A 26,332-nucleotide genomic window follows, 5' to 3' on the forward strand; every position below is an offset into this window, starting at 1 on the left:
GAACACAACCATGAACACGACCATGAACCGCATCACCCGCAACACCCGCCTGGCAGCCGCCCTCGTCTGCGCCGCCGCCGGCACCCTGGCCGGCACCGCGCACGCCGCCGGCGAAGCCAAGAACGTCATCTTCTTCCTCGGCGACGGCATGGGTCCCGTCACCGTGACCGCCGCGCGCATCTACAAGGGCGAGAAGCAACTGGCCGCCAAGCCCGGCTCGCTGGTGAGCCCCGAGCGCGCCAACCTCGTCATGCAGTCGCTGCCGTACGCGGCGCGCGTGAAGACCTTCTCGCTCGACGGCCAGACCACCGACAGCGCGCCCTCCATGGCCGCCTACATGACCGGCGTGAAGATGCGCAACGAGGTGATCTCGATGTCGGGCGACACCACCGCCGTCGACAGCACCGGCAAGCAGTACATCAACGGCGAGGACACGACCTGCCAGCCGACCAACGGCAAGGCCGTCGACACGCTGCTCGAACTCGCCAAGGCCAAGGGCCGCGCGGTGGGTGCGGTGTCGACCACGCGCGTCGGCCATGCCACGCCGGCCACCACCTACTCGCACATCTGCAACCGCAACGGCTACAACACCATCGCCGAGCAGAGCGTGCCGGGCCACGCCAACTACAACCCCAAGCTGCTCGACGGCATCGACGTGCTGATGGGCGGCGGCCAGCGCAACTACCTGCCGGTCGCGACCAACCCCAGCAGCAAGCGCACCGACGGCGCCGACCTGGTGGCTGCAATGAAGGCCAAGGGCTACACCTACGTCGACACCGGCACCAAGCTCAAGACCGTCGACACGGCGGCCACCGGCAAGCTGCTGGGCCTGTTCTCGCAGAGCGAAATGGCCTACGAGCTCGACCGCGTGAAGCAGAGCCTCGACCAGCCCAGCCTGTCGGACATGACCGAGAAGGCGCTCGGCGTGCTCAGCAAGAACGACAAGGGCTTCTTCCTGATGGTGGAAGGCGGCCGCATCGACCACGCACTGCACGGCACCAATGCCAAGCGTGCGCTGGAAGACACGCTGGCCTTCGACACCGCCATCCAGACCGCGCTCGACTACATGGAGAAGAAGGACCCGGGCCTGAAGAACACGCTGGTGGTGGTCACGGCCGACCATGACCACGCCATTGCCTTCAACGGCTATCCGAAGATCGGCAACCCGATTCTCGGCAAGGTCAACAGCTACTCCGACGGCAAGCTGGCAAAGGCGACCGATGGCAAGCCCTACACCACGCTGGTGTTCGGCAACGGCGGCCGGCCCAACGCAACGGGCTCCAGCCAGGTCAACGCGGAAGACGGCAACAAGCCGTGGATCGCACCGGCCCGTGCGACTTCGCGCGACGACCAGACCGCGATGGACACCGAGGACGACAACTTCCTGCAGGAAGTCGGCATCAACCTCGGCACGCCCGGCGCGGAAACCCATGGCGGCGGCGACGTGATGCTGTTCGCCGGCGGCGCGGGCTCGAAGATCTTCAAGGGCACCGTGGAGAACATCAAGGTGTTCAACAAGGTCAAAGAGGCGGCAGGTCTGTGAGCGTTCCCTCGACGCTCAAGACGCTGCTGGCGGCTGCGGCCCTCGCAGCGATTCCGCTGGCAGCCAGCGCCGCGGGTGACGCCGAGGCGCCCGACCAGAACCTGCGCATCCAGCACCATGTGCTGACGATCGGCAAGGACGGCGTTCAGCGCGAAAGCCGCTACGCCGACCTGATGTTCCGCCGCGCGGGCACGGTGTGGATCGAGCGCGAGTTGCCCCCTGCGCTGCGCGCCGACCACGACCACGAGGCCAGCGAAGGCAAGGTGCACATCGGCCACTCGCACGCCGACAACACCGCGGCGCCGCTGTGGCTGCGCCGCGATGCAGCCGGCAAGGTGCAGGTGGGCATGGTGCTGCGCCAGCAGCGCAAGTTGATCGAAGTCGACAAGGCCAACTACGGCAACGTGGGCTACGGCGGCTCGTGGGCAAATGCCTACTGGCTGGTCGACCCCGCCAGCCTGCCGCACATGAAGGCGCTGGGCACGGCCGGCAACAAGGGCGTGCAGCGCTACGAGGTGCAGCAGGGCGAGAGCACTCTGCGCATCGACTGGGACGTGGCTGGCCGCTACGCCCGCAAGATCGAGCAGCGCAATGCGCACGGCACCTCGCTCAACGTGATGACGGCTTCGGCCATCCCGGCGCCGAAGACGCTGCCATGGCAGATCGCCGACGCCTATGAGCGCGGCGAGTACTCCGACCTGCTGGACTGATCGAACCGGGCCGGGCGCCTCAGAGAAAGCGCTCGAGCAGCTTGCGCGAGGCCCGGTCGAGCGTCTTCACGTCGGGAATGCGGAACTGCACGCCGTGCGCGCTCGCAATGAGCAGCGCACCGCCTTCGAGCCGGCGGATGTCTTCCTCGGCCTTCAGCACGAAGGTGGTGTCGCCGCGGTCGGTGCTGACGGTCCAGGTGCTGGGCACGCCGAAGCTCGACACGCCGTGCAGGCGCAGCAGCGTGGGCGCGAAGTCGCGCACTGCGAGCTCTTCTTCAAGCAGCGTCCTGGCCTGCGCTGGCAGTTGATCGACGCTGTCGATCCAGACCAGTTCGCGCCCTTCGCTGCCGACCAGCGAAATGCCATGGCCAGGCGCGCTCAGCGGAAAGGCCCGCACAGGCACGACGCCCACATGGCGCTCGCCCTGCGCGTCGGTCAGCACCAGGCGACCGAAGGCATCGCGTTCGAGTTCGAAAGATGGGGTGTTGTGCTCGGTCATGCGTCCCCCGCCGGATGGGCTGCGTGGCTGATGGCCAGCGGCGCCTGCGCGTTGGCGCGCTCGTCGGCGGCTCCTTCGCTCGCATCGTCGTCGCCCTGGCGCAGTTGCGCCTGGTAGAGCCGCCAGTAGGCGCCCTGCTTCGCCATCAGGGCATCGTGCGGCCCCACTTCCACCACCTCGCCGCGATCCATGACCACGAGCCGGTCGGCCTTGCGCAGCGTCGACAGGCGGTGCGCGATGGCGATGGTGGTGCGGCCCTGCACGAGGTTGTCGAGCGCCTTCTGGATTTCCTTCTCGGTTTCGGTGTCCACGGCCGAGGTCGCCTCGTCGAGGATCAGGATGCGCGGGTCGATCAGCAGCGCGCGCGCGATGCTGATGCGCTGGCGCTCGCCGCCTGACAAGCCCTGCCCGCGCTCGCCCACCAGCGAGTCGTAGCCGTGCTGCAGCCGCAGGATGAAGTCGTGTGCGTGGGCCGCACGGGCTGCGGCGACGACTTCCTCGCGCGTGGCGTCAGGCTTGCCGTAGGCGATGTTCTGCGCGATGGTGCCGAAGAACAAAAACGGCTCTTGCAGCACCAGCCCCACGTGGCGCCGGTAGTCGGCCACGGCGAAGCGGCGGATGTCGGTGCCGTCGACCTTGATGGCGCCGTCGGTCACGTCGTAGAACCGGCAGATCAGGTTGACCAGCGTGCTCTTGCCCGAGCCGCTGTGGCCCACGAGGCCGATCATCTCGCCGGGCTCGATCACCAGGTCGAGGTCGTGGATCACCGCGCGCGAGCCATAGCGAAAGCCCAATCCGCTCATCTCGATGCGGCCCTGCACGCGCTCGACCTTCACCGGATTGGCCGGCTCGGGCACGTTGCTCACGTGGTCCAGGATGTCGAAGATGCGCTTGGCGCCCGCCGCAGCCTTCTGCGTGACCGAGACGATGCGGCTCATCGAGTCGAGTCGCGTGTAGAAGCGGCCGATGTAGGCGATGAAGGCGGTGAGCACACCCACCGTGATGCTGCCGCGCGCCACCTGCCAGATGCCGAAGGCCCAGACCACGAGCAGGCCGATTTCGGTCAGCAGCGACACGGTCGGCGTGAACAGCGACCAGGTGCGGTTGAGCTTGTCGTTCACCTGCAGGTTGTAGGCGTTGGCAATGCGAAAGCGCTCGGCTTCGCGGCGCTCCTGCGCGAAGGCCTTGACCACGCGGATGCCGGGAATGGTGTCAGCCAGCACGTTCGTCACCTCGGACCAGACGCGGTCGATCTTCTCGAAGCCGGTGCGCAGGCGGTCGCGCACGACGTGGATCATCCAGGCGATGAAGGGCAGCGGCACCAGCGTGACCACGGCCAGCAGCGGGTTGATGGAAAACAGGATGGCCGCGGTCATCACGATCATCAGCACGTCGTTGGCGAAATCGAGCGCGTGCAAAGACAGGAAAACGTTGATGCGGTCGGTTTCCGAGCCGATGCGCGCCATCAGGTCGCCGGTGCGCTTGCCGCCGAAATAGTCCAGCGGCAGGGTCAGCAGGTGTTCGTAAGTGGTGGTGCGCAGGTCGGCGCCGATGCGCTCGGACACCAGCGCCAGCAGGTAGGTGCGCGCCCAGCCCAGCCCCCAGCCAACCAGCGCCGCGATCAGCAGGCCGCCCAGGTACAGGCCCACGCGCATGGTGTCGATCTTCTGCCCGTTCTGGAACGGAATCAGGATGTCGTCCATCAGCGGGATGGTCAGGTACGGCGGCACCAGGGTGGCGGCGGTGGAGATCAGGGTCAGCAGAAACCCTGCAATCAGCTGCTTGCGGTAGGGCTTGGCGAAGCGGCCCAGGCGCAGCAGTACCCAGGTCGAGGGGGGGGTCTGGAGCTCGGTGTCGGCCGGTTCGTCGCCATCGGCGACCTCGATGACTTCGGGTGTCTCCTTGGCGACACCAGCCATGCGCTGGCCGAAAAGCTTGAGCAGCCGCAGGGCCGCGGCCTGCCCGGCCAGGGTGTAGCGCCAGCGGCCCAACCGGCCTGCAGGCCCCGTCAGATCTAGTGTTCCGACGCCTGAGTGGTCGGACAGGCGCAGTTCGAGGGCCGCGTCTGTTAGTGGCCACTCACGCCATTCGCCGCCCGGTTCGAGCGCGATCAGCCTCTGGTCAGTCAGGGCCACTAGGGCGGAAGCGAAGCGAAGTTGGTCGTCGAGGTCAACCGACAGTATTACCAGAACGTTTTCCGCGACTGCGAGCCGGTTTTTCAGCGCGTCTGAAGCCGCCTCTGTTTCGCCCTCCCGGGTGCCGACTGGATCGTGATGTTGCATTGTGTTTCTTTGACTCTTGCCCGTCGCGGGCCGCATGGACCGCGTCATGGCGCCCTTCGTCGGGCGCCGATTCTGACTGATCGCCATGGGCGCGCTTGAAGGCGCCGTGGTGCTCGGCCAAAGCACATCGAACGTTTGCATGACCCGTTTCGACGACATCCGACTGCTGCGCATCAACTATTTGCGCGGCCCCAACCTCTGGACCTACCGTCCGGTGCTCGAAGTCTGGCTCGATCTGGGCCAACTGGAAGATTACCCCTCCAACAAGATCGACGGTTTCACCGACCGCCTGACCGGCCTGCTGCCGGCGCTCATCGAGCACCACTGCGGCGTGGGCGAGCGCGGCGGCTTCATCCAGCGCCTGACCGAAGGCACCTGGTCGGGCCATGTGCTCGAACACGTCGTCATCGAACTGCTGAACCTGGCCGGCATGCCGACCGGCTTCGGGCAAACCCGCAGCACCTCGGAGCACGGCGTCTACCGCATGGTGTTCCGCGCGCGTGACGAGCAGGTCGCCCGCGTGGCGCTGGCCGAGGGCCACCGCCTGCTGATGGCGGCCATCAACAACGACCCGTTCACCGCCGCCGACGTGCAGAAGGCGGTCGACGCGGTCAAGGCCAAGGTGGAAGACTGCTACCTCGGCCCGAGCACCGCCGCCATCGTGGCCGCCGCCACCGACCGCGGCATTCCGCACATGCGCCTGAACAGCGGCAACCTGGTGCAGTTGGGCTACGGCGCCAACCAGCAGCGCATCTGGACCGCCGAGACCGACTACACCAGCGCCATCGGCGAATCGATCGCCAGCGACAAGGAACTGACCAAGTCCCTGCTCGCAAGCTGCGGCGTGCCCGTGCCCGAAGGCCAGGTGGTCGCCAATGCCGAAGAAGCCTGGGAAGCCGCCGAGGACATCGGCCTGCCGGTGGTCGTGAAACCTTCCGACGCCAACCACGGCCGCGGTGTGTCGCTCGAGCTGACGACGCGCGAAGAAGTCTTTGCCGCCTTCGCGGTCGCCGAGCCCGAGGGCAGCGACGTGATGGTCGAGCGCTTCATCCGCGGCCACGAACACCGCCTGCTGGTGGTGGGCGGCGAGGTGGTCGCGGCCGCGCGCGGCGAGATCATCACCGTAACCGGCGACGGCCAGGCCACGGTGCGCGAACTGATCGAGAAACAGCTCAACAGCGACCCGCGCCGCGGCGCCGAAGAAGAGTTTCCGCTCGACGTGATCGTGATCGACACCGACGCCAAGCTTCAGCTCGAACTCAAGCGCCAGGAACTGGACGCCAACGCCGTGCCGGCCGCCGGCCGCGTGGTCACGATCCAGCGCAACGGCAACATGGCCAACGACTGCACCGACCAGGTCCACCCTGAAGTCGCGCACGCCGCCGTGCTGGCCGCGCGCGTGGTGGGCCTCGACATCGCCGGCATCGACCTCGTGGCGCAAGACATTTCCAAGCCGTTGGGCCCGCAGCGCGGCGCGATCGTCGAAGTCAACGCCGGCCCCGGCCTGCTGATGCACCTGAAGCCGGCCGTCGGCTCGCCGCGCCCGGTGGGCCGCGCCATCTGCGACCACCTGTTCCCCAATGACGCGCCCGGGCGCATTCCCGTGGTCGGCGTGGCCGGCTCGCGCGACACCGCCGTGCTGGCGCGCCTCGTGGCCTGGCTGATCGGCCTGGGCGGACGCCACACCGGCCTCGCCTGCCGCGACGGCCTGTTCCTCGAACGCCGCCGCGTCGATGCACGCGACAGCGCCAACTGGGACGCCGGCCACCGCCTGCTCGTGAACCGCGCCGTGCAGGCAGTGGTGATCGAGAACGGCGCCGAGACCATCCTGCGCGACGGCCTTTCTTATGACCGCTGCGAAGTCGGCATCGTCACCGACCTCGAAGGCTCTGAAGCGCTGGCCGACTACGACATCACCGAGAGCGACCAGATGGTCAAGGTGCTGCGCACGCAGGTCGACGTGGTGCTGTCCGAAGGCACCGCCGTGCTGAACGCGGCCGACCCGCGCGTAGCCGGCCTCGCGCCGCTGTGCGATGGCGCCGTCATCCTGTATTCGGCCGACTCGCAGGCCGCCGACCTCACCGCGCACCAGACCGCCGGCGGCAAGGCCGTGCTGGTGCGGCAAGACCGCGTGGTGCTGGCCAACGGCAGCAGCGAATCGTTCCTGCCGGGCCTCGGCCGGCTGACCGTGTGGCGTGCCACCCATGCCGGCGTGAGCCTCGAAAGCCTGCTGGCCGCCGTGGCCGCGGCCTGGGCCATGGGCATTCCGCTGAACCTGATCGGCGCCGGCGTGGAGGCCTTCGAGGCCGACCTGCAGGCGGCGCTGGCCTCGCTGCAGCTGTCTCAGACCCAGCCCCTCCAAACCCAATTCGCCTGAGGCTTCGCCTCGCTCCCGCCTCGTCAAGACCGTAGCCCTCGCAGCCCCATGAAAGTCACCCGCATCCGAGCCCTTCGCGGGCCCAATCTCTGGAGCCGCCACACCGCCATCGAGGCAGTCGTGGCCTGCGAAGGCGACGAGAACGCCATCAGCAAGCTGGCCGGTTTCGAGGCGCGCCTGCGTGCGCGCTTCCCCACCATCGGCGAACTGCACCCGATGGTGCTGGGCCAGCCGCTGGCGCTGGCCCACGTGCTCGAGAACGCCGCCGTGGCGCTGCAGGCCCAGGCCGGCTGCGCAGTCAACTTCGGCCACACCTCGCAAACCGTGGAAGACGGCGTCTACCAGGTCGTATTCCAGTACAGCGAAGAAGCCGTCGGCCGCCGCGCGATCGAAGTGGCCGAGCAGCTCATCGCCGCCGCCCTGACCGACACCGCCTTCGACGCCAACGCCGCCATCACCGAGTTGCGCGACCTCGACGAATCCGAGCGCCTGGGCCCGAGCACCGGCTCCATCGTCGATGCCGCCGTGGCACGCGGCATTCCGTACCGCCGGCTCACCAGCGGCAGCCTCGTGCAGTTCGGCTGGGGTTCGAAACAGCGCCGCATCCAGGCGGCCGAAGTCGACAGCACCAGCGGCGTGGCCGAATCGATCGCGCAGGACAAGGAACTGACCAAGCAGCTGCTCAACGCCGCTGGCGTGCCCGTTCCGCTGGGCCGGCCCGTGAGCAGCGCCGAAGACGGCTGGGCCGCCGCCAACGAGATCGGCCTGCCGGTCGTGGTGAAGCCGCAGGACGGCAACCAGGGCAAGGGCGTCACGGTCAACATCAACTCGCGCGAAGAACTGTTCGCGGCCTACGACTCGGCCGCCGCCTACGGCGAGGTGATGGTCGAGAAGTTTCTCCCCGGTTTCGACTTCCGCCTGCTGGTGGTGGGCGACCGCCTCGTGGCCGCCGCGCGACGCGACCCGCCGCAGGTGATCGGCGACGGCAGCTCCACGGTGCGCCAGCTGGTCGATACCGTGAACCTCGACCCGCGCCGCGGCGAGGGCCATGCCACCTCGCTCACCAAGATCCGCCTCGACGACATCGCCATCGGCCGGCTCGAAGCCCAGGGCCTCGCGCCCGACAGCGTGCCCGCGCGCGGCCAGCGCGTGGTGCTGCGCAACAACGCGAACCTTTCCACCGGCGGCACCGCCACCGACGTGACCGACACCGTGCACCCTGAAGTTGCGGCGCGCGCCGTCGATGCGGCACAGATGGTCGGCCTGCACATCTGCGGCGTCGACATGGTGTGCGAGAACGTGCTGCGCCCGCTCGAAGAGCAGCACGGCGGCGTGGTCGAAGTGAATGCCGCGCCCGGCCTTCGCATGCACATCTCGCCTTCGTTCGGCCGCGGCCGCGCGGTCGGCGAAGCGGTGATGGACACCCTCTTCGCCCATGGCGACGACGGCCGCATTCCCGTGGTTGCCGTCACCGGCACCAACGGCAAGACCACCACCGCGCGCCTCATCAACCATCTGCTCGCGTCGAGCGGCCTGCGCACCGGCATGACCAACACCGACGGCGTGTACGTCGACGGCCGCCAGACCGACAGCGGCGACTGCAGCGGCCCCAAGAGCGCGCGCAACGTGCTGATGCACCCCGACGTGGATGCGGCCGTGTTCGAAGTGGCTCGCGGCGGCGTGCTGCGCGAAGGCCTCGGCTTCGACCGCTGCCAGGTGGCCGTGGTCACCAACATCGGCAGCGGCGACCACCTGGGCCTGAACTACATCACCACCGTCGAAGACCTCGCGGTGCTCAAGCGCGTGATCGTGCGCAACGTGGCGGCCGACGGCTACGCGGTGCTCAACGCAGCCGACCCGAACGTCGCTGCCATGGCGGCCGGCTGCCCCGGCCACGTGATCTTCTTCACCGCCGACCGCATGCACCCGGTCATGGCCACGCACCGCGCGCAAGGCAAGCGCACCGTGTACGTCGACCAGGACACGCTGGTCGCGGCCGAAGGCTCGTGGCGCGAACGCATCGCGCTGCGCGACGTGCCCATCACGCGCGGCGGCACCATCGGCTTCCAGGTCGACAACGTCATGGCCTCCGTGGCCGCGGCCTGGGCCGTGGGCCTCGATTGGGACACCATCCGCAGCGGCCTTGCGAGCTTCATGAACGACGCGGCCGGCGTGCCCGGGCGCTTCAACGTCATGGACTACCGCGGCGCCACCGTGATAGCCGACTACGGCCACAACACCGACGCCATGCGCGCACTGGTGTCTGCCGTGGACACGATGCCCGCGAAGAAGCGCTCGGTGGTGATCAGCGGCGCGGGCGACCGGCGCGATTCGGACATCCGCGACCAGACAGCCATCCTCGGCCAGGCCTTCGACGACGTGATCCTCTATCAGGATGCGGCGCAACGCGGCCGCGCCGACGGCGAAGTCATGGCGCTGCTGCGCCAGGGCCTGCAGGGCGCGGCTCGCACGCGCTATATCGACGAGATCCGCGGCGAGTTCGTGGCAATCGATACGGCATTGGCGCGGCTACAGCCCGGCGACCTGTCCTTGATCCTTGTCGACCAGGTCGAGGAAGCGCTCGCTCACCTGGCACAGCGCATCGCAGCGGGCTGAAGCTCCGCTTGCCGGACACGTCCCACATGCAGGGGCGCGTCCGGCCCAGTCCATGGGTGCGGCTGTCCCACAGACCGCAGGCCCCGACCGGCACCAGACTGTGGCTCCGGTCACGCACCTCCCGGAGGGCGTGGCTTCACCAGGAGCCCGCATGACAACAACAGTTCGTTCGATCCTCTCTGCCACGGCCCTTTTCGCCGCCAGTGGTTTCATCGTTTTCGGCGCACAGACGGCCAGCGCACAGGCACCGGGCTCCGAAGCCCGCATGCAAAAGGAACGCGCCACCTGCGACGGCGTGCAGCAGGACCGCGCCGCGTGCCTGCGCGAAGCCGGCGCAGCCCGCCAGGAGGCCGGACGCAGCGGCCTCACCAGCCCCAGCCCCGCCCGCGAGCAGGTCAACGCCCTCGCCCGCTGCAGCGAACTACCCGCCGTCGAACAGCCCGACTGCGAAGCCCGCATCAAGGGGGGAGCACGCACCACCACCGAAGGCAGCGTGATGGGCGGCGGCGTGATCCGCGAAACCGTGACGCCCCTGCCGCCGCAGACCCTGCCGGCACGTTGACTGAACCCGGCCTCCTGCGGGAGGTCGAACATTTCCCTGGTTTTTCAGCTCGCTTCAAGGAGTCATCCATGAAAAGCACTACTCGCAACACTCGTTCAATGCTCTTCGCCGTGCTCGCCGTTGGCGCTCTAGCGGCCTCCACCGCTGTCTCGGCCGCGTCGCCGCGCCGCGGTGAAGCTCCCGGCATCTACCAGCAGGAACTGGCCGTCTGCGGCCACAACCAACAAGACCGCGCTGCCTGCATCCGCGAAGCCGGCGCCGCACGCCAGGCAGCCGCCCAGGGCGGCCTGACCAGCGCACCCGATTACCGCGCCAATGCGCTCGCGCGCTGCGGCCTGCAACAGCAGCCGGACGACCGCGCTGCCTGCGAGGCCCGCGTGCTCGGCAGCAGCGGCAACACCCAGGCCAGCGTCGACGGCAGCGTGATGGGCGGTGGCGTGATCCGCGAATCGGTCACCACCATCGTGATGCCCGCGCCGGCCATGGCACCGGAGCCGATGCCCATGCCTCGGCCGATGCCTCGCCCGATGCCCCAACCGATGCCCGCGCCCCTGCGCTGAGTGAGCTTTGCACTGGAGGCGTCGCCAACCCGCGCGGTGGGCTGGCGATGCCCCTACTGTCACAGTACTGTCACAAAAGGCAGTTGCACGCTAGCTATAGTTCTCGGTCCCTGCCTACCGAGGAATCCTTTCCCATGAATGCCATCAAGGTCGCTCGCCGATTCATCGAAACGGACCCGGCCAACGAATCGGCCAAGATCCTGGCCCAACTCGTGTTGGCTCTAGAGTCCGAACGCAGCTTCGAACTGGTCACGCTTTACAACCTCGACTACAAGAGCTTCCAGCTCGCAATGGACATCCTGAAGGAATGGCGGCTCGACCGCTACTACGCCAGCAAGTCCAAGCTGTTCGATCTGTCGCTGCAGGTCAGCGAACTCGAAAAGAACAGCAGCACCCCCGAGGCCTGAGCGGCCTCTTTCCCCGTCCCTACTTCCCCCAGCGCAGCACCATCGGATCGAGCCGCTTCGCGGTTTCGATCAGGCCGGCACGCGTGTCGGGGTGCATCGCCGGCAACGGGTGACGCGGCGCTTCGCAGGCGATCACCCCGCCCTCCTTCATCAGCGATTTGCAAGCCAGCAGGCCCGCCTGCCGGTTTTCGTAGTTGATCAGCGGCAGCCACTGCTGATATAGCGCGAAGGCCTTGTCGCGGTCGCCTGAACGGTGCGCCTCGATGATCGGCCGGATGCCGTCCGGGTAGCCGCCACCGGTCATCGACCCGGTCGCGCCGGCGTCGAGGTCGGGCATCAGCGTGATGGCTTCTTCGCCGTCCCACGGGCCTTCGATGGCGTCTCCGCCCAGGCGGATCAGCTCGCGCAGCTTCGCGGCCGCGCCAGCGGTCTCGATCTTGAAATACGCGACATGCTCGATCTCCTTGGCCATGCGCGCGAGGAACGGCGCCGACAGCACCGTGCCGCTGGCCGGCGCGTCCTGGATCATGATCGGAATGCCCACCGCGTCCGACAGCCCCGCATAGAACTCGAAGATCTGCGGCTCGGGCACGCGGAAAGTCGCGCCGTGGTACGGCGGCATCACCATCAGCATCGCGGCGCCCATGTCCTGTGCACGGCGGCTGCGTTCGGCGCACACCTTGGTGCTGTAGTGCGTGGTGGTCACGATCACCGGCACGCGGCCTTTCACGTGTTCGAGGATGGTTCGCGTGAGCACTTCGCGCTCTTCGTCGGACAGCACGAACTGCTCCGAGAAATTGGCGAGGATGCACAGGCCGTCCGAGCCCGCGTCGATCATGAAATCGACGCAACGCTTCTGGCTTTCGAGGTCGAGCGCGCCCTGTTCGGTGAAGGTGGTGGGCACCACCGGGAAGATGCCGCGGTATCTGGGTGTCATGGTGAATCAGTGTGAATGGCGGGGAACGGCCGAGCCTCTGCAGCCGACCAGAAAATCGAAGTCGCAGCCTTCGTCGGCCTGCAGCACGTGGTTGACGTAGAGCTTCTGGTAGCCGCCGCCGCGCGTGCTCATCGGCTGTGCGTCGGAGGCGGTCAGCGACGCCAGGCGCGACGCCAGCTCTTCGTCGCTGATGTCGAGATGCAAGCGCCCCGCATCGCAATCGAGCTCGATCCAGTCGCCGTCGCGCACCGCCGCAAGCGGCCCGCCATCCGCTGCCTCGGGCGCGACGTGCAGCACCACGGTGCCATAGGCCGTGCCGCTCATGCGCGCATCCGAGATGCGCACCATGTCCTTGATGCCCTGGCGCAGCAGCTTCGGCGGCAGCCCCATGTTGCCGACCTCGGCCATGCCGGGGTAGCCCTTGGGGCCGCAGTTCTTCATCACGAGGATCGAGCTGGCATCGACGTCGAGGTCTTCATCGACGATGCGCGCCTTGTAGTGCTCCAGGTTCTCGAACACCACCGCCTTGCCGCGGTGCTTCAGCAGCTCCGGCGTCGCGGCCGAGGGCTTGAGCACCGCGCCGCGCGGCGACAGGTTGCCGCGCAGGATGCGGATGCCGCCGTCGGCGATCAGCGGGTTGCTCAGCGGGCGAATCACTTCGTCGTCGAGACTGGGCGCCTCGCGCACGTTGTCCCAGATCGACTGGCCGTTGACGGTGAGCGCATCGGGGTGCGGCAGCAGGCCGTTCTCGCCGAGCCGGCGCAGCACCGCGGGCAAACCACCAGCGTAATAGAACTCTTCCATCAGGAAGCGCCCCGAAGGCATCAGGTCGACGATGGTCGGCGTGTTGCTGCCAATGCGCGTCCAGTCTTCCAGCTCCAGATCGACGCCGATGCGCCCCGCGATCGCCTTCAGGTGAATCACCGCATTGGTCGATCCGCCGATGGCCGCATTCACGCGGATCGCGTTCTCGAAAGCCTCGCGGGTGAGGATCTTCGACAACGTGAGCCCCTCCTTCGCCATCTGCACCGCGCGCATGCCCGACATCTGCGCGAGCACATAGCGCCGCGCATCGACGGCCGGAATGGCTGCGTTGTGCGGCAGCGAAGTGCCCAGCGCCTCGGCCATGCAGGCCATGGTCGAGGCCGTGCCCATGGTGTTGCAGGTGCCCGCCGAGCGCGACATGCCGCCTTCGGCCGAGAGAAACTGGTGCAGGTTGATCTCGCCCGCCTTCAGCGATTCATGCAGCTGCCACACGGCCGTGCCCGAGCCGATGTTCTTGCCTTCGAGCTTGCCGTTGAGCATCGGCCCGCCCGTGACCACGATGGCCGGGATGTCGCAGCTCGCCGCGCCCATCAGCAGCGCGGGCGTGGTCTTGTCGCAGCCCGTGAGCAGCACCACCGCATCGACCGGGTTGCCGCGGATGGCTTCTTCCACGTCCATGCTCGCGAGGTTGCGCGTGAGCATCGCGGTGGGCCGCAGGTTCGACTCGCCGTTGGAGAACACCGGAAATTCGACTGGAAAGCCGCCCGCCTCCGAGATGCCGCGCTTCACGTGCTCGGCGATCTTGCGGAAGTGCGCGTTGCACGGCGTCAGCTCCGACCAGGTGTTGCAGATGCCGATGATCGGCCGGCCATCGAACTCGTGGTCCGGAATGCCCTGGTTCTTCATCCAGCTTCGGTACATGAAGCCGTTCTTGTCGGCCGACCCGAACCATTCGGTCGAGCGCAGTTTCTTCGGAGGGGTGTCCGGCATGCGAGGTGTCCTGGGAAAAATTGAAAGTCAGCGCCGGGGTGCGCGCGAGGTAAAGAAGCGTTGCAGCAAACAGAAGACGAACAGCAGCGCACCGACGACGATGCGCGTCCACCACGAGCTCAGCGTGCCGTCGAATGAAATGAGCGTCTGGATGATTCCGAGCATCAGCACGCCGAACAGCGTGCCCGCCACATAGCCCACACCGCCCGTGAGCAGCGTGCCGCCGATCACCACCGCAGCGATGGCGTCGAGCTCCAGCCCTATCGCGTGCAGGCCGTAGCCCGAGAGCATGTAGAAAGTGAAGATCACGCCCGCCAGCGCCGAGCAGAAGCCCGAGAACGTGTACACGCCAATGAGCGTGCGACGCACCGGCAGGCCCATCAACATTGCCGAATGCTCGTTGCCGCCAATGGCGTAAACCGCGCGGCCGAAAGGCGTGCAGTGCGCAATGAAAATCGCCGCCAGCAGCACCACGATGGCGATCACCGCGCTGATCGACACCGAGGCCTCGCCCCAGATGGGAATGCGGATCTGCGAGACCTCCGAGTAGAACTCGTTGGTGATGCTGATCGAGTCGATGCTGATGAGGTAGCACAGCCCGCGCGCCAGGAACATGCCTGCCAGCGTGACGATGAAAGGCTGCAGCCGGAAGCGCTCGATAAGCAGCCCCATGAATGCGCCGAAAGCCGTGCCCATCACCAGCACCAGCGGAATCACGATGCCCGGGCTCCAGCCGTGCTTCTCGACCAGCGAAGCCGACACCATGGTGGTGAGCGCGATCACCGAGCCCACCGACAGGTCGATGCCGCCCGAGAGGATCACGAAGGTCATGCCCACGGCCACGACGATCAGGAAGGCGTTGTCGATCAGCAGGTTGAGGAACACCTGCGCAGAGAAGAAGCCGTCGTAGAAAACAGACCCCAGCGTCGCCACCAGCATGAACAGCGAGATCGTCGCTGCCAGCGGCAGGTACTTCGGGTTGAGCCTCTTGCTCCCTTTCCCCTGTGTCCCGCGCGCGGGAGAGGGCTGGGGTGAGGGTGTCGCATCAATCACCGCGCTCATACCTTCGCCCCTTCATGCGCCGGCCGCTGCACCAGCGACCGCACTTCCGCCCTGAACTCGGGCGACTGCAACAGCATCACCGCAAACACCACGCCGGCCTTCACCACGAGATTGATCTCCGGCGGCACCCCCAGCGAATAGATCGCATAGGTCAGCGTCTGGATGATGAGCGCGCCGATCACGCTACCCACCAGGCTGAAGCGCCCACCAGTCAGCGCAGTGCCGCCCAGCGTCACCGCCAGGATCGCATCGAGTTCGATCAGCTGACCTGCGTTGTTGCCGTCCGCGCTCTTCACGTTGGAGCTGATCAGCAGCCCCGCCACGCCCGCGCAAGCACCGCAGAAGGCATACGCGCCAACAATCAGCCGCCGCGCCTGCACACCCGCCACACGCGCCGCCGTCGGGTTGATGCCCACCGCCTGGATGAACAGCCCCAGCGCCGTGCGCGTGATCGCCAGATAGAGCAACACGAACACCGCCGCCACGATGAACAGCGAGAACGGCAGCCCCAGCAGATAACCACTGCCGAGGAAGAAGAAGGGCTTGTAGTAGATCGTGATGATCTGCCCATCGGCAATCAGCTGCGCAATGCCGCGCCCGGCCACCATGAGGATCAGCGTCGCGATGATCGGCTGCATGCCGACCTTGGCCACCAGCAGACCGTTCCACAGCCCACACAGCAGCGCAATGCCGATGGCCGCGAGTATCGCGAGCGACATCGGGAACCGGCTCACGTCATTGGCCACCGAGCCACCGATCATCCAGGCCGCGAGCGCCGCCGCGATGGCCACCACTGCACCCACCGAGATGTCGATGCCGCGCGTGGCGATCACCAGCGTCATGCCCAGCGACACCAGCACGAGTGGCGCGGCGCGGTTGAGGATGTCGATCAGGCTGCCGTAGAGATGGCCTTCTCGCCATTCGAGATGCAGGAAGCTGGAGTTGAAGGCTGTGTTGACTGCGAGCAGGAGCAACAGCGTGATCAGTGGCCACGCAAGTCTGTGGCGCATTGCGTTCGCCAGGCGGTTGTGGTTTTTGTCGGCCATGGTCAGTTGCTCCGGCACGCGTTGTATTCGGGGCGTGTGTGAATGACACCGGGTGCTCCCCTCCGCGAATGTCTCCCGTCGACGTGATCGCGCCCCAAGGACAGGAGGTTGTTCATGCCGCAGCAATCATTTCGTAGACCTCGTCCTCGGAAGAGCCGCCCGGCAGCTCTCCTACCTTCTTCCGGTCCCGCAACACCACGATGCGATGCGCCACCCGCACCACCTCGCTCATCTCCGACGAGATGAAGATCACCGCCATGCCCGCCTTCGCGAGCCTCAGAATTTCTTCCATGATTTCCTGCTTGGCCGCCACGTCGATGCCGCGCGTCGGCTCGTCGAGGATCAGCAAACGCGGCTCGGTCGCGAGCCAGCGCGCGATCATTGCCTTCTGCTGGTTGCCGCCGGAGAGCAGGCCGATGGGGGTCTCGACACTCGCGGTCTTGATGCCGAGCGACTTGACGAAGCGCTCGGCCATCTCGGTCTGCTCGGCGTGCGACAGGAAGCGCCGCGTGCCCAGGCGTGCCTGCAAGGCAAGCGCAATGTTCTCGCGTACCGAGAGTTCGGCGACGATGCCATCGGTCTTGCGTTCCTCAGGACACAGCGCAAGGCCTTCACGGATTGCGTCGGCTGGATTCGAAAAGCTGACAGCGCGGCCGTCGACCTTGAGCACACCACGGTCCGGCGACTCCAGCCCAAACAGCAGCCGCGCGAGTTCCGTGCGTCCCGCGCCCAGCAGCCCCGCGATACCAACGACCTCGCCGGCACGCACGCGCAAGTCGGTCGCCTGCAGTTGCCCCGCCTGCCCCAGACCTTCGGCCTGCAGCAAGGCCGGCGCGGCCTCGTCGAACGCAGGCAACGCAGCAGGCCGCGCTGATTGCGCCGCCAGCTCGCGTCCGAGCATCGCGGCAATCAGCGCCTGCGGCCCGAGATCGGCCACGCGCCACTCCCCGATCCAGCTGCCGTTGCGCAGCACCGTGATGCGGTCCGACACCGCGTACATCTGGTTGAGGAAGTGCGTCACGAAGACGATGGCCAGTCCCTCGCCGCGCAGCCTCCGCAGCACTTCGAACAGCTTCTCCACTTCGTCATCGTCCAGGCTCGACGTCGGCTCGTCGAGGATCAGCACTTTCGACGACACGCCCAGCGCCCGCGCGATCGCCACCATCTGCTGCACTGCCACCGAGTAGCTCGACAGCAGCCGCGTCACGTCGATGTCGAGCCCGATGCGCGCCAGCAGTTCTTCGGCGCGCCGGTTCACGCAAGCCCAGTCGATGCGAAAGCCCTGCGCCACGCCGCAGCGCGGATAGCGCCCCGCGAACACGTTCTCCGCCACCGACAGATTCGGGCACAGGTTCACCTCCTGGTAGACCGTGCTGATGCCCAGCTTCTGGGCCTCCAGCGGCGAATGCGGGTGAATCGGCTGGCCGTCGAGGAATATCTCGCCACCGCTCGACGGCAGCACACCCGTCAGCACCTTGATCAGCGTCGATTTGCCCGCGCCGTTCTGTCCCATCAGCGCGTGGATCTCGCCCGGGTACAACCGCAACTGCACATCGCGCAGCACCGGGATGCCGCCGAACTGCTTGTGGATGCCCTTGAGCTCCAGCACGGGCGAGGGAGTGTCGTCGTCAGCCATGTACAGCCGTCACTTGTTCTTGTTGTAGACGTCGATGAACACCGCCGCCAGCAGCACCAGCCCCTTGATGACTTGCTGGTAGTCGATGCCGATGCCCAGGATCGACATGCCGTTGTTCATCACGCCCATGATGAAGGCGCCGATCACCGCGCCCATCACACGGCCCACGCCACCCGAGGCCGATGCGCCGCCGATGAAGCAGGCCGCAATCACGTCGAGCTCGAAGCCCAGGCCCGCCTTGGGCGTGGCCGTGTTGAGCCGCGCCGCGAACACCAGGCCCGCCAGCGCCGCCAGCGCACCCATGTTCACGAAAGTGAGAAACGCGAGCCGCTGCGTCTTCACGCCCGACAGCCGCGCCGCCTTCTCATTGCCGCCCAACGCATAGATGCGCCGGCCGATGGTGGTGCGGTTGGTGACGAAGTCGTACACCACGATCAGCACCGCCATCACGATCAGCACATTGGGCAGGCCCTTGTAGGTCGAGAGCAGGTAGCTGAAGAACAGGATGATGGCGGCGAAGAACAGGTTCTTCACCAGGAAGAAGGCATACGGCTCCTGCTCCATGCCGTGCGCCGCCAGCTTGGCGCGCCCGCGCAGCTTGAAGAACACCAGCGCCGCGGCGGCCAGCGCGCCCACCACCAGCGAGGTGGTGCGCAATGCATCGCCACCCAGCGGATCAGGAATGAAGCCCGAGCTGAGCCGCTGGAACTCCACCGGGAACGGTCCCACCGACTGCCCCGCCAGCAGCGCCAGCGTGAGCCCCTTGAACACCAGCATGCCCGCGAGCGTGACGATGAACGAAGGGATCTTGCGGAACGCCACGAACCAGCCCTGCGCCGCACCGATGACGGCGCCGGCAAGAATGCTCACGATGGCCGTGGGCACGAAGTGCCACTCGTACTCCACCATCAGCACCGCAGCCAGCGCGCCGATGAAGCCGCACACCGAGCCCACCGACAGGTCGATGTGCCCCGCCACGATCACCAGCAGCATGCCCAGCGCCATGATGACCACGTAGCTGTTCTGCAGCAGCAGGTTGGTGAGGTTCAGCGGCCGCAACAGCGTGCCGTCGGTCAGCACCTGGAACAGCACCATGATCGCGACCAGCGAGATCAGCATGCCGTATTCGCGCAGGTTGTTCTTCAGGAAGCCGACGTGCAGCTTCGGCGCTTCGGAAGCGGGAATGGCGGCCTTCACCGCGTTGACTTCAGGCTGCGACATGAACCGAACTCCCCGCACTCACGATGGCATGCATGATGCGTTCCTGCGAGGCCTCGGCGGCCGGAAACTCGGCGACGAAGCGCCCCTCGTTCATCACGTAGATGCGGTCGCACATGCCGAGCAGTTCCGGCAGTTCCGAAGAAATCATGAGAATGCCTTTGCCCTCGCTCGCGAGCTGGTCGATGATGGTGTAGATCTCGTACTTGGCGCCCACGTCGATGCCGCGCGTGGGCTCGTCGAGAATCAGCAGCTCGGGCTTGGTGAAGAGCCACTTGCTCAGCACTACCTTCTGCTGGTTGCCGCCCGACAGGTTGACCACCAGCTGCTCGACGCCCGAGCAGCGGATGTTGAGCGCCTTGCGGTACTCGTTGGCCACCTTGAATTCGCGCCCGTTGTCGATCACCGAAGACTCGGAAATCGCATCGAGATTCGCCAGGCTGATGTTCTTGCGGATGTCTTCCTCCAGCACCAGCCCAAGGCCCTTGCGGTCTTCGGTGACGTAGGCGATGCCGTGGTCGATGGCCTTGCGCACCGTGCTCACGTCCACCTGCTTGCCATGCATGAACACCGAGCCGCTGATGCGCTGCCCGTAGGACTTGCCGAACACGCTCATGGCCAGCTCGGTGCGGCCCGCGCCCATGAGGCCCGCAATGCCGACGATCTCGCCCTTGCGCACGTTCAGGCTCACGCCCTTGATCTGCTCGCGGTCGGCATGCAGCGCATGGTGCACGCGCCAGTCGCGCACCTCGAACACGGTCTCGCCGATCTTCGGGTCGCGCTGCGGATAGCGGTGCGCCATGTCGCGCCCGACCATGCCGCGGATGATGCGGTCTTCGCTGATCGCCTGCCGCGCGCAGTCCATCGTCTCGACCGTGGCGCCGTCACGCAGCACGGTAATCGAATCGGCCACCTTGGCGATCTCGTTGAGCTTGTGCGAGATGAGGATCGACGCGATGCCCTGGCGCTTGAGCTCCAGCAGGAGCATCAGCAGCGCATCGCTGTCGTTCTCGTTCAGGCTGGCGGTGGGCTCGTCGAGGATCAGCAGCTTCACCTCCTTGGCCAGCGCCTTGGCGATTTCCACCAGCTGCTGCTTGCCCACGCCCAGGTCGGTCACCAGCGTGGTCGGCGGCTCCTTCAGGCCCACCTTGGCGAGCAGCTCGCGCGTCTTTGCGTACGCGGCAAACCAGTCGATCACGCCGCCGCTGGCAATCTCGTTGCCCAGGAAGATGTTCTCGGCAATGGACAACAGCGGCACCAGCGCCAGCTCCTGGTGGATGATGATGATGCCCAGCTTCTCGCTGTCGGCAATGCCCCGGAAGCGGCGCAGCTCGCCCTCGAAATGGATCTCGCCGGTGTACGAGTCGCACGGGTAGACGCCGCTCAGCACCTTCATGAGCGTCGACTTGCCCGCGCCGTTCTCGCCGACCACCGCGTGGATCTCCCCGGCGCGCACGCTGAGGTTGACGTTGCTCAGCGCCTTCACGCCGGGAAACGTCTTGGTGATGCCACGCATCTCGAGGATTGCACCAGCATCGGCGATGCTGCTTTCGATGCTCACTTGATCTGGCTTTCCTTGTAGTAGCCGCTGTCGACCAGCACGGTCTTCCAGTTCGATGCATCCACGCTCACCGGCTTGAGCAGGTACGAGGGCACGACCTTGATGCCGTTGTTGTAGGTCTTGGTGTCGTTCACCTCGGGTGTCTTGCCCGAGAGCATGGCGTCGACCATGGCCACCGTGACCTTGGCCAGCTCGCGCGTGTCCTTGAACACGGTGGAAGTCTGTTCCTTGCGCAGGATCGACTTGACCGAAGGCACTTCTGCGTCCTGACCCGACACGATGGGCATCGGCTGCGAGCCCGAGCCGTAGCCCACGCCCTTGAGCGACGACAAAATGCCGATGGACAGGCCGTCGTACGGCGACAGCACCGCGTCGACACGGTCCTTGGTGTAGTAGGCCGACAGCAGGTTGTCCATGCGCGCCTGCGCCACCGCACCGTCCCAGCGCAGCGTGCCGACCTTGTCCATGCCCATCTGCTTGCTGCGCACCACCAGCTTGCCGCTGTCGATGTAGGGCTTGAGCACCGAGAGCGCGCCGTTGTAGAAGAAGAAGGCGTTGTTGTCGTCGGGCGAGCCACCGAACAGCTCGATGTTGAACGGGCCCTTGCCGCTCTTCAGGCCCAGCGCCGCTTCGATCGACTGCGCCTGCAGCACGCCGACCTGGAAGTTGTCGAAGGTGGCGTAGTAGTCGACGTTCTTCGAACCCTTGATGAGCCGGTCGTACGCGATGACCTTCACGCCTTTGTCGGCCGCCTTCTGCAGCACGTCGGACAGCGTGGTGCCGTCGATGGCCGCGATGACCAGGACCTTCGAGCCCTTGGTCACCATGTTCTCGATCTGCGCGAGCTGGTTCGGGATGTCGTCGTCGGCGTACTGCAGGTCGGTCTTGTAGCCCTTGTCCTTGAAGTACTTGACCATGTTGGCGCCGTCGGCAATCCAGCGGGCCGACGACTTGGTGGGCATCGAGATGGCGATCAGGCCCTTGTCCTGCGCGTTGGCCAGCGGCGTGAAGCCGACGATGGCGAACGCGATGCCCGCGAGAGAGGCTTTGAGGAATTTGCGTTTCATGGGTGTGGGCTCTCAGTACTTGCGATTGGGGAATTCTTTGGCTGCGACTTCCATCGGGAAGATGCCCTCGACCGTCACGATGCGCTTGGGCAGCGCCTTGCCGTCCTTGATGTCTTTCACGGCCTGCATCAGCTGCGGCCCGAGCAGCGGGCTGCATTCGACCGACACGTTGAGCTTGCCGGCGATCATGGCTTCGAAGGCGCCCTTCACCCCGTCGATGGAGATGATGGTGATGTCCTTCGCCGGCTTCAGGCCGGCTTCCTCGATGGCCTGGATCGCGCCGATGGCCATGTCGTCGTTGTGCGCGAACAGCACATTGATCTTCTTGCCCTCGGCCTTCAGGAAGGCTTCCATCACTTCCTTGCCCTTGGCGCGCGTGAAGTCGCCTGTCTGCGAGCGGATGATCTTGAACTTCGGGTCGGCCTTGATGATTTCCTCGAAGCCCTTCTTGCGGTCGATGGCCGGCGCAGAGCCCACGGTGCCCTGCAGCTCGACGATGTTCACTTCGCCCTTCTGGTCCTTCATCTTCTCGACCAGCCAGCGGCCCGCCTTGCGGCCTTCCTCGGTGAAGTCGGAGCCCATGAAGGTCACGTAGAGCGAGTCGTCCTTGGTGTTGACGGAGCGGTCGGTCAGCACCACCGGGATCTTGGCGGCCTTGGCCTCGCGCAGCACCGTTTCCCAGCCCGACTCGACGACGGGCGAGAACGCGATGACGTCCACCTTCTGCGCGATGTACGAGCGGATAGCCTTGATCTGGTTTTCCTGCTTCTGCTGCGCATCGGAGAACTTGAGATCGATGCCCGCCTCCTTGGCCGACGACTTGATCGACTCGGTGTTGGCGGTGCGCCATTCGCTCTCGGCCCCCACCTGCGCAAAGCCGAGCACCAGTTTTTTCTGCGCGAGCGCAGAGAGGGGCAGCATGCCACTGAGGGCAGCGGCGGCGAGCGCGGTGTTGAGGGTGCGGCGATTCATGGTCATGGAATGTCTCCTTCTGTTGACTTGCTTGTTGAGAACCGTTTTTCGTCGCGGCTCAGGCCAGCATGTAGCCGGTCTTCACCGTCGTGTAGAACTCCGCGGCGTGGCGCCCTTGTTCGCGCGGCCCGTAGCCCGACCCCTTGCGGCCGCCGAAGGGCACGTGAAAATCCACCCCCGCGGTCGGCAGATTGACCATCGTCATGCCGACCACGGCATGGCGCCTGAAATGCATCGCGTGCTTCAGCGAATTGGTGCAGATGCCCGCGCACAGGCCGAAGGGCGTGTCGTTGCACAGCGCGAGCGCTTCGTCGTAGTCGTCGGCGCGCAGCACGCAGGCCAGCGGGCCGAAGATTTCCTCGCGCGCGATGCGGTGCGAGGGCTTGGCCAGGAACAGCGCGGGGCTCATGTAGTGGCCGACGGTGGCGCGCTCCAGCGCCTCGCCGCCCCACACATGCTCGGCGCCTTCTTCGCGCGCCACGTCGACCCAGGCAAGGTTCTGCGCCAGGCGTTCTTCGTCGGCCACCGGGCCGATGTCGACGCCGCGCTCCAGCGCGTGGCCGATCTTCAGTGTCTTGAGCCGCTGGCGCAGCTTTGCGACGAAGGCGTCGTGCACCGCCGCTTCGACGATGAGCCGGCTCGACGCGGTGCAGCGCTGGCCTGCCGAGAAGTACGCGCCCTGCACCGCGCAATCGACGGCGCGGTCGAGGTCGGCGTCGGCCAGCACCACCAGCGCGTTCTTGCCGCCCGTCTCCAGCTGCACCTTGGCGCGCCTCGCTGCAGCGGCCTGCAGGATGCGCTCGCCGTTGGCCATGGAGCCCGTGAAGCTCAGCGCATCGACCAGCGCGCTGTCGACCAGCGCCTGCCCCACTTCGCGGCCGCTGCCCATCACGAGGTTGAAGGCACCGGCCGGCAGGGCCGCGCGGCTGATGATCTCGGTCAGCGCCCAGCCGCAGGCCGGCACCAGTTCGGCCGGCTTGAACACCACGCTGTTGCCATGGGCCAGTGCGGGCGCGATCTTCCAGGCCGGAATGACGAAGGGCGAGTTCCACGGCGTGATGAGCCCCACCACGCCGACCGGCTCGCGCGTGACGTCGACCTGCACGCCCGCGCGCACCGAGGCCACGTTCTCGCCTCCGCCGCCGCGCAGGGCTTCACCCGCGAAAAACTTGAAGATCTGGCCCGCGCGCGCCACTTCCGCAACGGCTTCGGGCAGGGTCTTACCCTCTTCGCGCGCCAGCAGCAGGCCCAGGTCGTCCTTGCGTGCGAGCAGCTCGGCGCCGATGCGGTCGAGCACGTCGGCGCGCCGCTGCGGCGTGCTGTGGCTCCAGTGGGGAAAGGCCTCGGTGGCCGCGCGGATGGCGGCCTCGGCCTGGCGGCGATCGGCGCGTGCGTACTCGGCCACCACTTCACTGGTGTCCGAGGGATTGGCGCTCACACCCGTGGTCGCGCTGGTTTCCCAGCGGCCATTGATGTACTGCCGCACGTTCTGATGGATCTCGCCGTGAATCACCGGGGCGCGGACCTTGTCTCTGTTGTTATTGGAGTGCCGCGAGTCTATGAATAGATTTGATATCAATCCAATCGTTTTTTAAGCAAAATGGATATCGATCATCGGATTCTGGAAAACCCGATCAGTCCTTCGTTTCAAGAGACGACATGACCAACTACAACCACTGGTTCATCCGCGCCCGGCTCAAGACCCGGCAACTGCTGCTGCTCGTGGCCCTGGCCGAGGAAGGCAACATCCACCGCGCGGCGCAGGTGCTCAACATGACGCAGCCCGCCGCCTCCAAGCTGCTGAAAGACCTGGAGGACGTGCTGGAGGTACCGCTGTTCGACCGCCTGCCGCGCGGCATGCGCCCGACCTGGTACGGCGAGACCATGATCCGCCACGCCCGCGTCGCGCTCGCGAGCCTGAACCAGGCGCACGACGAACTCACCGCGCTCAAGGCCGGCCGCTTCGGCCAGGTGAGCGTGGGCGCCATCACCGCGCCGGGCCTCACGCTGATGCCGCCCGCCGTGGCGATGGTGAAGCGCGAGCAGCCCGACCTGCGCGTGTCGCTGGAGATCGAGACCAGCCCGGTGCTGATCGAGCGGCTGGAGCAGGGCAAGCTCGACATCCTGGTGGCGCGCCTCTTCGCCGAGCACGACAAATCGCAGCTGCGCTATGAGGCGCTGACCGAAGAGCCCGTGTGCGCGCTGGTGCGCCCCGGCCATCCGCTGCTGGGCGTGAGCGGGCTCACGCTGCGCGACGTGGTGAGCGCCGGCTGGATCGTGCCGCCCGCAGGCAGCGTGCTGCGCCACCGCTTCGAGCTGATGTTCCAGGAAGAAGGCCTCGCCCCACCGACCAACACCATCGAGAGCTCGGCCCTGCTCTTCATCACGCGCATGCTGCAGCAGAGCGACATGGTGGCCGTGCTGGCGACCGACGTGGCGCGCTACTACGCAGCGCACGGCATCGTGTCGCTGCTGCCGCTGGACATGCCCTGCCACATGGACGCCTTCGGCATCATCACGCGCACCGACCGGCTGCTGTCGCCGGCGGCGAAGGTGATGATGAAGGCGCTGAAGACAGCCAGCATGAGCGTCTACGGACGCAAACTCGAAATCGATTGACCGGATTCATTCGCGGAATGCCGCGGAACCGGCTTTGCCGGGCCGCTGGCATTGCCCCCGGCGAGGGGGTCGGCGAAGCGACACGAAGTGCGCGAAGCCTGGGGGAGTGCCTGATTACGTCCAGCCAGCGTCGACGGTGAACTCTTGCGCCGTGCACATCTTCGCGTCGTCAGACGCGAGGAACAGCACCATGCGCGCGATGTCTTCCGGCATCAGCTTATCGGGCAGGCACTGGTTGCGCTGCAAGGCCTTCTCGCCCTCTTCATCGAGCCACAGCTTCACCTGCCGCTCGGTCATCACCCAGCCGGGCGACACGGTGTTGATGCGGATGCGGTCGCGGCCCAGGTCCACCGCGAGCCCGCGCGTGAGCCCGTTCACCGACGACTTGGCAATTGCGTAGCAGGGGTAGCCCGATCCCTTGGTCTGCCAGCCCGTCGAGCCCAGGTTGACCACCGAGCCGAAGCCCAGCCGCTTCATGCCCGGCACCACCGACTGGATCGCGAACAGCGCGGGCCGCTCGTTGATGGCCATGCGGTTGTCGTAGTAGTCGGGCGTGACCGATTCGAGCGTGTGGCGGTCGTCGCTCGCCACGTTGTTGACCAGCACAGCGAAGTCGCCGAGTTCGGCGGCCGCGTCGGCAATGGCCTTCTGCAGCGCGGCGATGTCGCGCACGTCGCAGGCACGCCACCATGGCGCCGCGTGGCCGGCCTCTTTGATCTGCTGCGCGAGCGCAGCGCTGGCGCCCTCGGCAATATCGACGAAGGCTACGCGCGCGCCCTGCGCAGCGAAAGCAGCGACGATGGCCGCACCAATGCCGCTGCCGCCACCGGTGACGAACACAGTGCGGTCCTTCAGGCTGGGATGAATGGAAAGCTGGGGGGAATTCAAGAAAAGTCTCCGAGG

21 protein-coding genes are annotated in these 26,332 nt (G+C 66.5%); 8 read left to right on the top strand and 13 right to left on the bottom strand.

Annotated elements, in window-relative coordinates:
- Window positions 1-10 precede the first annotated feature (10 nt).
- On the top strand, window positions 11-1,543 hold the full coding sequence (locus BLW48_RS03490; protein WP_256330687.1) for an alkaline phosphatase: 1,533 nt from the start codon (window positions 11-13) through the stop codon (window positions 1,541-1,543).
- Complete coding sequence (locus BLW48_RS03495; RefSeq protein ID WP_093172642.1) at window positions 1,540-2,253, top strand: hypothetical protein; 714 nt, start codon at window positions 1,540-1,542, stop codon at window positions 2,251-2,253. Before BLW48_RS03490 ends, BLW48_RS03495 begins: the two co-directional genes overlap by 4 nt.
- Before the next feature lie 19 nt (window positions 2,254-2,272).
- Here BLW48_RS03495 and BLW48_RS03500 read toward each other — a convergent pair whose 3' ends face one another.
- On the bottom strand, window positions 2,273-2,752 hold the full coding sequence (locus tag BLW48_RS03500; protein WP_093172644.1) for a cyanophycin metabolism-associated DUF1854 family protein: 480 nt from the start codon (window positions 2,750-2,752) through the stop codon (window positions 2,273-2,275).
- On the bottom strand, window positions 2,749-5,034 hold the full coding sequence (locus BLW48_RS03505) for a cyanophycin metabolism-associated ABC transporter (protein ID WP_093075997.1): 2,286 nt from the start codon (window positions 5,032-5,034) through the stop codon (window positions 2,749-2,751). The genes BLW48_RS03500 and BLW48_RS03505 overlap by 4 nt, the downstream gene beginning before the upstream one ends.
- An 85-nt stretch (window positions 5,035-5,119) precedes the next feature.
- Here BLW48_RS03505 and cphA (BLW48_RS03510) point away from each other — a divergent pair, with 85 nt between their 5' ends.
- The 5 genes from cphA (BLW48_RS03510) to BLW48_RS03530 all read left to right on the top strand — a co-directional run bounded on the left by cphA (BLW48_RS03510) (window position 5,120) and on the right by BLW48_RS03530 (window position 11,556).
- Window positions 5,120-7,411, top strand: a complete 2,292-nt coding sequence (cphA, locus tag BLW48_RS03510) for a cyanophycin synthetase (RefSeq protein ID WP_093172646.1) — start codon at window positions 5,120-5,122, stop codon at window positions 7,409-7,411.
- A gap of 48 nt (window positions 7,412-7,459) precedes the next feature.
- Window positions 7,460-10,027 carry a cyanophycin synthetase gene (gene cphA / locus BLW48_RS03515; protein ID WP_093048222.1) on the top strand — a complete coding sequence of 856 codons (2,568 nt, stop codon included), beginning with the start codon at window positions 7,460-7,462 and terminating at the stop codon, window positions 10,025-10,027.
- A gap of 151 nt (window positions 10,028-10,178) precedes the next feature.
- Window positions 10,179-10,589, top strand: coding sequence for a hypothetical protein (locus BLW48_RS03520; protein ID WP_093076001.1), 411 nt, complete (start codon window positions 10,179-10,181; stop codon window positions 10,587-10,589).
- A 68-nt stretch (window positions 10,590-10,657) separates the two neighbouring features.
- Window positions 10,658-11,149, top strand: coding sequence for a hypothetical protein (locus BLW48_RS03525; protein WP_093172648.1), 492 nt, complete (start codon window positions 10,658-10,660; stop codon window positions 11,147-11,149).
- Between the two features lie 134 nt (window positions 11,150-11,283).
- Window positions 11,284-11,556, top strand: coding sequence for a hypothetical protein (locus tag BLW48_RS03530; protein ID WP_093048213.1), 273 nt, complete (start codon window positions 11,284-11,286; stop codon window positions 11,554-11,556).
- Window positions 11,557-11,575: 19 nt separating this feature from the next.
- Here BLW48_RS03530 and BLW48_RS03535 read toward each other — a convergent pair whose 3' ends face one another.
- From BLW48_RS03535 to BLW48_RS03580, 10 genes are all read right to left on the bottom strand, one after another.
- Window positions 11,576-12,493 carry a dihydrodipicolinate synthase family protein gene (locus BLW48_RS03535; RefSeq protein WP_093048210.1) on the bottom strand — a complete coding sequence of 306 codons (918 nt, stop codon included), beginning with the start codon at window positions 12,491-12,493 and terminating at the stop codon, window positions 11,576-11,578.
- A 6-nt stretch (window positions 12,494-12,499) separates the two neighbouring features.
- Window positions 12,500-14,248: an IlvD/Edd family dehydratase gene (locus BLW48_RS03540; protein WP_093076004.1), complete on the bottom strand. Its 1,749-nt coding sequence runs from the start codon at window positions 14,246-14,248 to the stop codon at window positions 12,500-12,502.
- A gap of 27 nt (window positions 14,249-14,275) precedes the next feature.
- Entirely contained in the window at window positions 14,276-15,310 is a 1,035-nt protein-coding gene (yjfF, locus tag BLW48_RS03545) for a galactofuranose ABC transporter, permease protein YjfF (protein WP_093172650.1), read from the bottom strand.
- Entirely contained in the window at window positions 15,307-16,356 is a 1,050-nt protein-coding gene (locus tag BLW48_RS03550; protein WP_093172652.1) for an ABC transporter permease, read from the bottom strand. Before BLW48_RS03550 ends, yjfF begins: the two co-directional genes overlap by 4 nt.
- 112 nt (window positions 16,357-16,468) lie before the next feature.
- Window positions 16,469-17,992: a sugar ABC transporter ATP-binding protein gene (locus BLW48_RS03555; RefSeq protein WP_093076008.1), complete on the bottom strand. Its 1,524-nt coding sequence runs from the start codon at window positions 17,990-17,992 to the stop codon at window positions 16,469-16,471.
- A gap of 9 nt (window positions 17,993-18,001) precedes the next feature.
- Window positions 18,002-19,213, bottom strand: a complete 1,212-nt coding sequence (mmsB, locus tag BLW48_RS03560; RefSeq protein ID WP_093076010.1) for a multiple monosaccharide ABC transporter permease — start codon at window positions 19,211-19,213, stop codon at window positions 18,002-18,004.
- Window positions 19,200-20,726 (bottom strand): multiple monosaccharide ABC transporter ATP-binding protein, encoded by a 1,527-nt coding sequence (mmsA, locus tag BLW48_RS03565; protein ID WP_093050256.1) that lies wholly within the window; start codon window positions 20,724-20,726, stop codon window positions 19,200-19,202. The genes mmsB and mmsA overlap by 14 nt, the downstream gene beginning before the upstream one ends.
- 41 nt (window positions 20,727-20,767) lie before the next feature.
- Window positions 20,768-21,838 carry a multiple monosaccharide ABC transporter substrate-binding protein gene (gene chvE / locus BLW48_RS03570; RefSeq protein WP_093048199.1) on the bottom strand — a complete coding sequence of 357 codons (1,071 nt, stop codon included), beginning with the start codon at window positions 21,836-21,838 and terminating at the stop codon, window positions 20,768-20,770.
- Between the two features lie 12 nt (window positions 21,839-21,850).
- On the bottom strand, window positions 21,851-22,816 hold the full coding sequence (locus BLW48_RS03575; protein WP_093172654.1) for an ABC transporter substrate-binding protein: 966 nt from the start codon (window positions 22,814-22,816) through the stop codon (window positions 21,851-21,853).
- Between the two features lie 52 nt (window positions 22,817-22,868).
- Entirely contained in the window at window positions 22,869-24,323 is a 1,455-nt protein-coding gene (locus tag BLW48_RS03580; protein WP_093048193.1) for an aldehyde dehydrogenase family protein, read from the bottom strand.
- Window positions 24,324-24,469: 146 nt separating this feature from the next.
- Between BLW48_RS03580 and BLW48_RS03585 the strand changes: the two genes are divergently transcribed.
- The gene (locus BLW48_RS03585) at window positions 24,470-25,429 is read left to right on the top strand and encodes a LysR family transcriptional regulator (RefSeq protein ID WP_093048190.1); all 960 of its coding nucleotides are present in this window, start codon (window positions 24,470-24,472) and stop codon (window positions 25,427-25,429) included.
- A gap of 114 nt (window positions 25,430-25,543) precedes the next feature.
- Here the strand turns inward: BLW48_RS03585 and BLW48_RS03595 are convergent, their stop codons facing one another.
- Complete coding sequence (locus BLW48_RS03595; RefSeq protein WP_093048184.1) at window positions 25,544-26,317, bottom strand: SDR family NAD(P)-dependent oxidoreductase; 774 nt, start codon at window positions 26,315-26,317, stop codon at window positions 25,544-25,546.
- Window positions 26,318-26,332: the final 15 nt, after the last annotated feature.

Source organism: Variovorax sp. YR266 (genome assembly GCF_900107295.1).
Taxonomy (GTDB): domain Bacteria; phylum Pseudomonadota; class Gammaproteobacteria; order Burkholderiales; family Burkholderiaceae_C; genus Variovorax.

Coding starts and splice junctions, on each gene's coding strand:
- BLW48_RS03490 (WP_256330687.1), top strand. CDS start 11: ATGAACACGACCATGAACCGCATCACCCGCAACACCCGCCTGGCAGCC.
- BLW48_RS03500 (WP_093172644.1), bottom strand. CDS start 2,752: ATGACCGAGCACAACACCCCATCTTTCGAACTCGAACGCGATGCCTTC.
- BLW48_RS03505 (WP_093075997.1), bottom strand. CDS start 5,034: ATGCAACATCACGATCCAGTCGGCACCCGGGAGGGCGAAACAGAGGCG.
- cphA (WP_093172646.1), top strand. CDS start 5,120: ATGGGCGCGCTTGAAGGCGCCGTGGTGCTCGGCCAAAGCACATCGAAC.
- cphA (WP_093048222.1), top strand. CDS start 7,460: ATGAAAGTCACCCGCATCCGAGCCCTTCGCGGGCCCAATCTCTGGAGC.
- BLW48_RS03520 (WP_093076001.1), top strand. CDS start 10,179: ATGACAACAACAGTTCGTTCGATCCTCTCTGCCACGGCCCTTTTCGCC.
- BLW48_RS03525 (WP_093172648.1), top strand. CDS start 10,658: ATGAAAAGCACTACTCGCAACACTCGTTCAATGCTCTTCGCCGTGCTC.
- BLW48_RS03530 (WP_093048213.1), top strand. CDS start 11,284: ATGAATGCCATCAAGGTCGCTCGCCGATTCATCGAAACGGACCCGGCC.
- BLW48_RS03535 (WP_093048210.1), bottom strand. CDS start 12,493: ATGACACCCAGATACCGCGGCATCTTCCCGGTGGTGCCCACCACCTTC.
- BLW48_RS03540 (WP_093076004.1), bottom strand. CDS start 14,248: ATGCCGGACACCCCTCCGAAGAAACTGCGCTCGACCGAATGGTTCGGG.
- yjfF (WP_093172650.1), bottom strand. CDS start 15,310: ATGAGCGCGGTGATTGATGCGACACCCTCACCCCAGCCCTCTCCCGCG.
- BLW48_RS03550 (WP_093172652.1), bottom strand. CDS start 16,356: ATGGCCGACAAAAACCACAACCGCCTGGCGAACGCAATGCGCCACAGA.
- BLW48_RS03555 (WP_093076008.1), bottom strand. CDS start 17,992: ATGGCTGACGACGACACTCCCTCGCCCGTGCTGGAGCTCAAGGGCATC.
- mmsB (WP_093076010.1), bottom strand. CDS start 19,213: ATGTCGCAGCCTGAAGTCAACGCGGTGAAGGCCGCCATTCCCGCTTCC.
- mmsA (WP_093050256.1), bottom strand. CDS start 20,726: ATGCGTGGCATCACCAAGACGTTTCCCGGCGTGAAGGCGCTGAGCAAC.
- chvE (WP_093048199.1), bottom strand. CDS start 21,838: ATGAAACGCAAATTCCTCAAAGCCTCTCTCGCGGGCATCGCGTTCGCC.
- BLW48_RS03575 (WP_093172654.1), bottom strand. CDS start 22,816: ATGACCATGAATCGCCGCACCCTCAACACCGCGCTCGCCGCCGCTGCC.
- BLW48_RS03585 (WP_093048190.1), top strand. CDS start 24,470: ATGACCAACTACAACCACTGGTTCATCCGCGCCCGGCTCAAGACCCGG.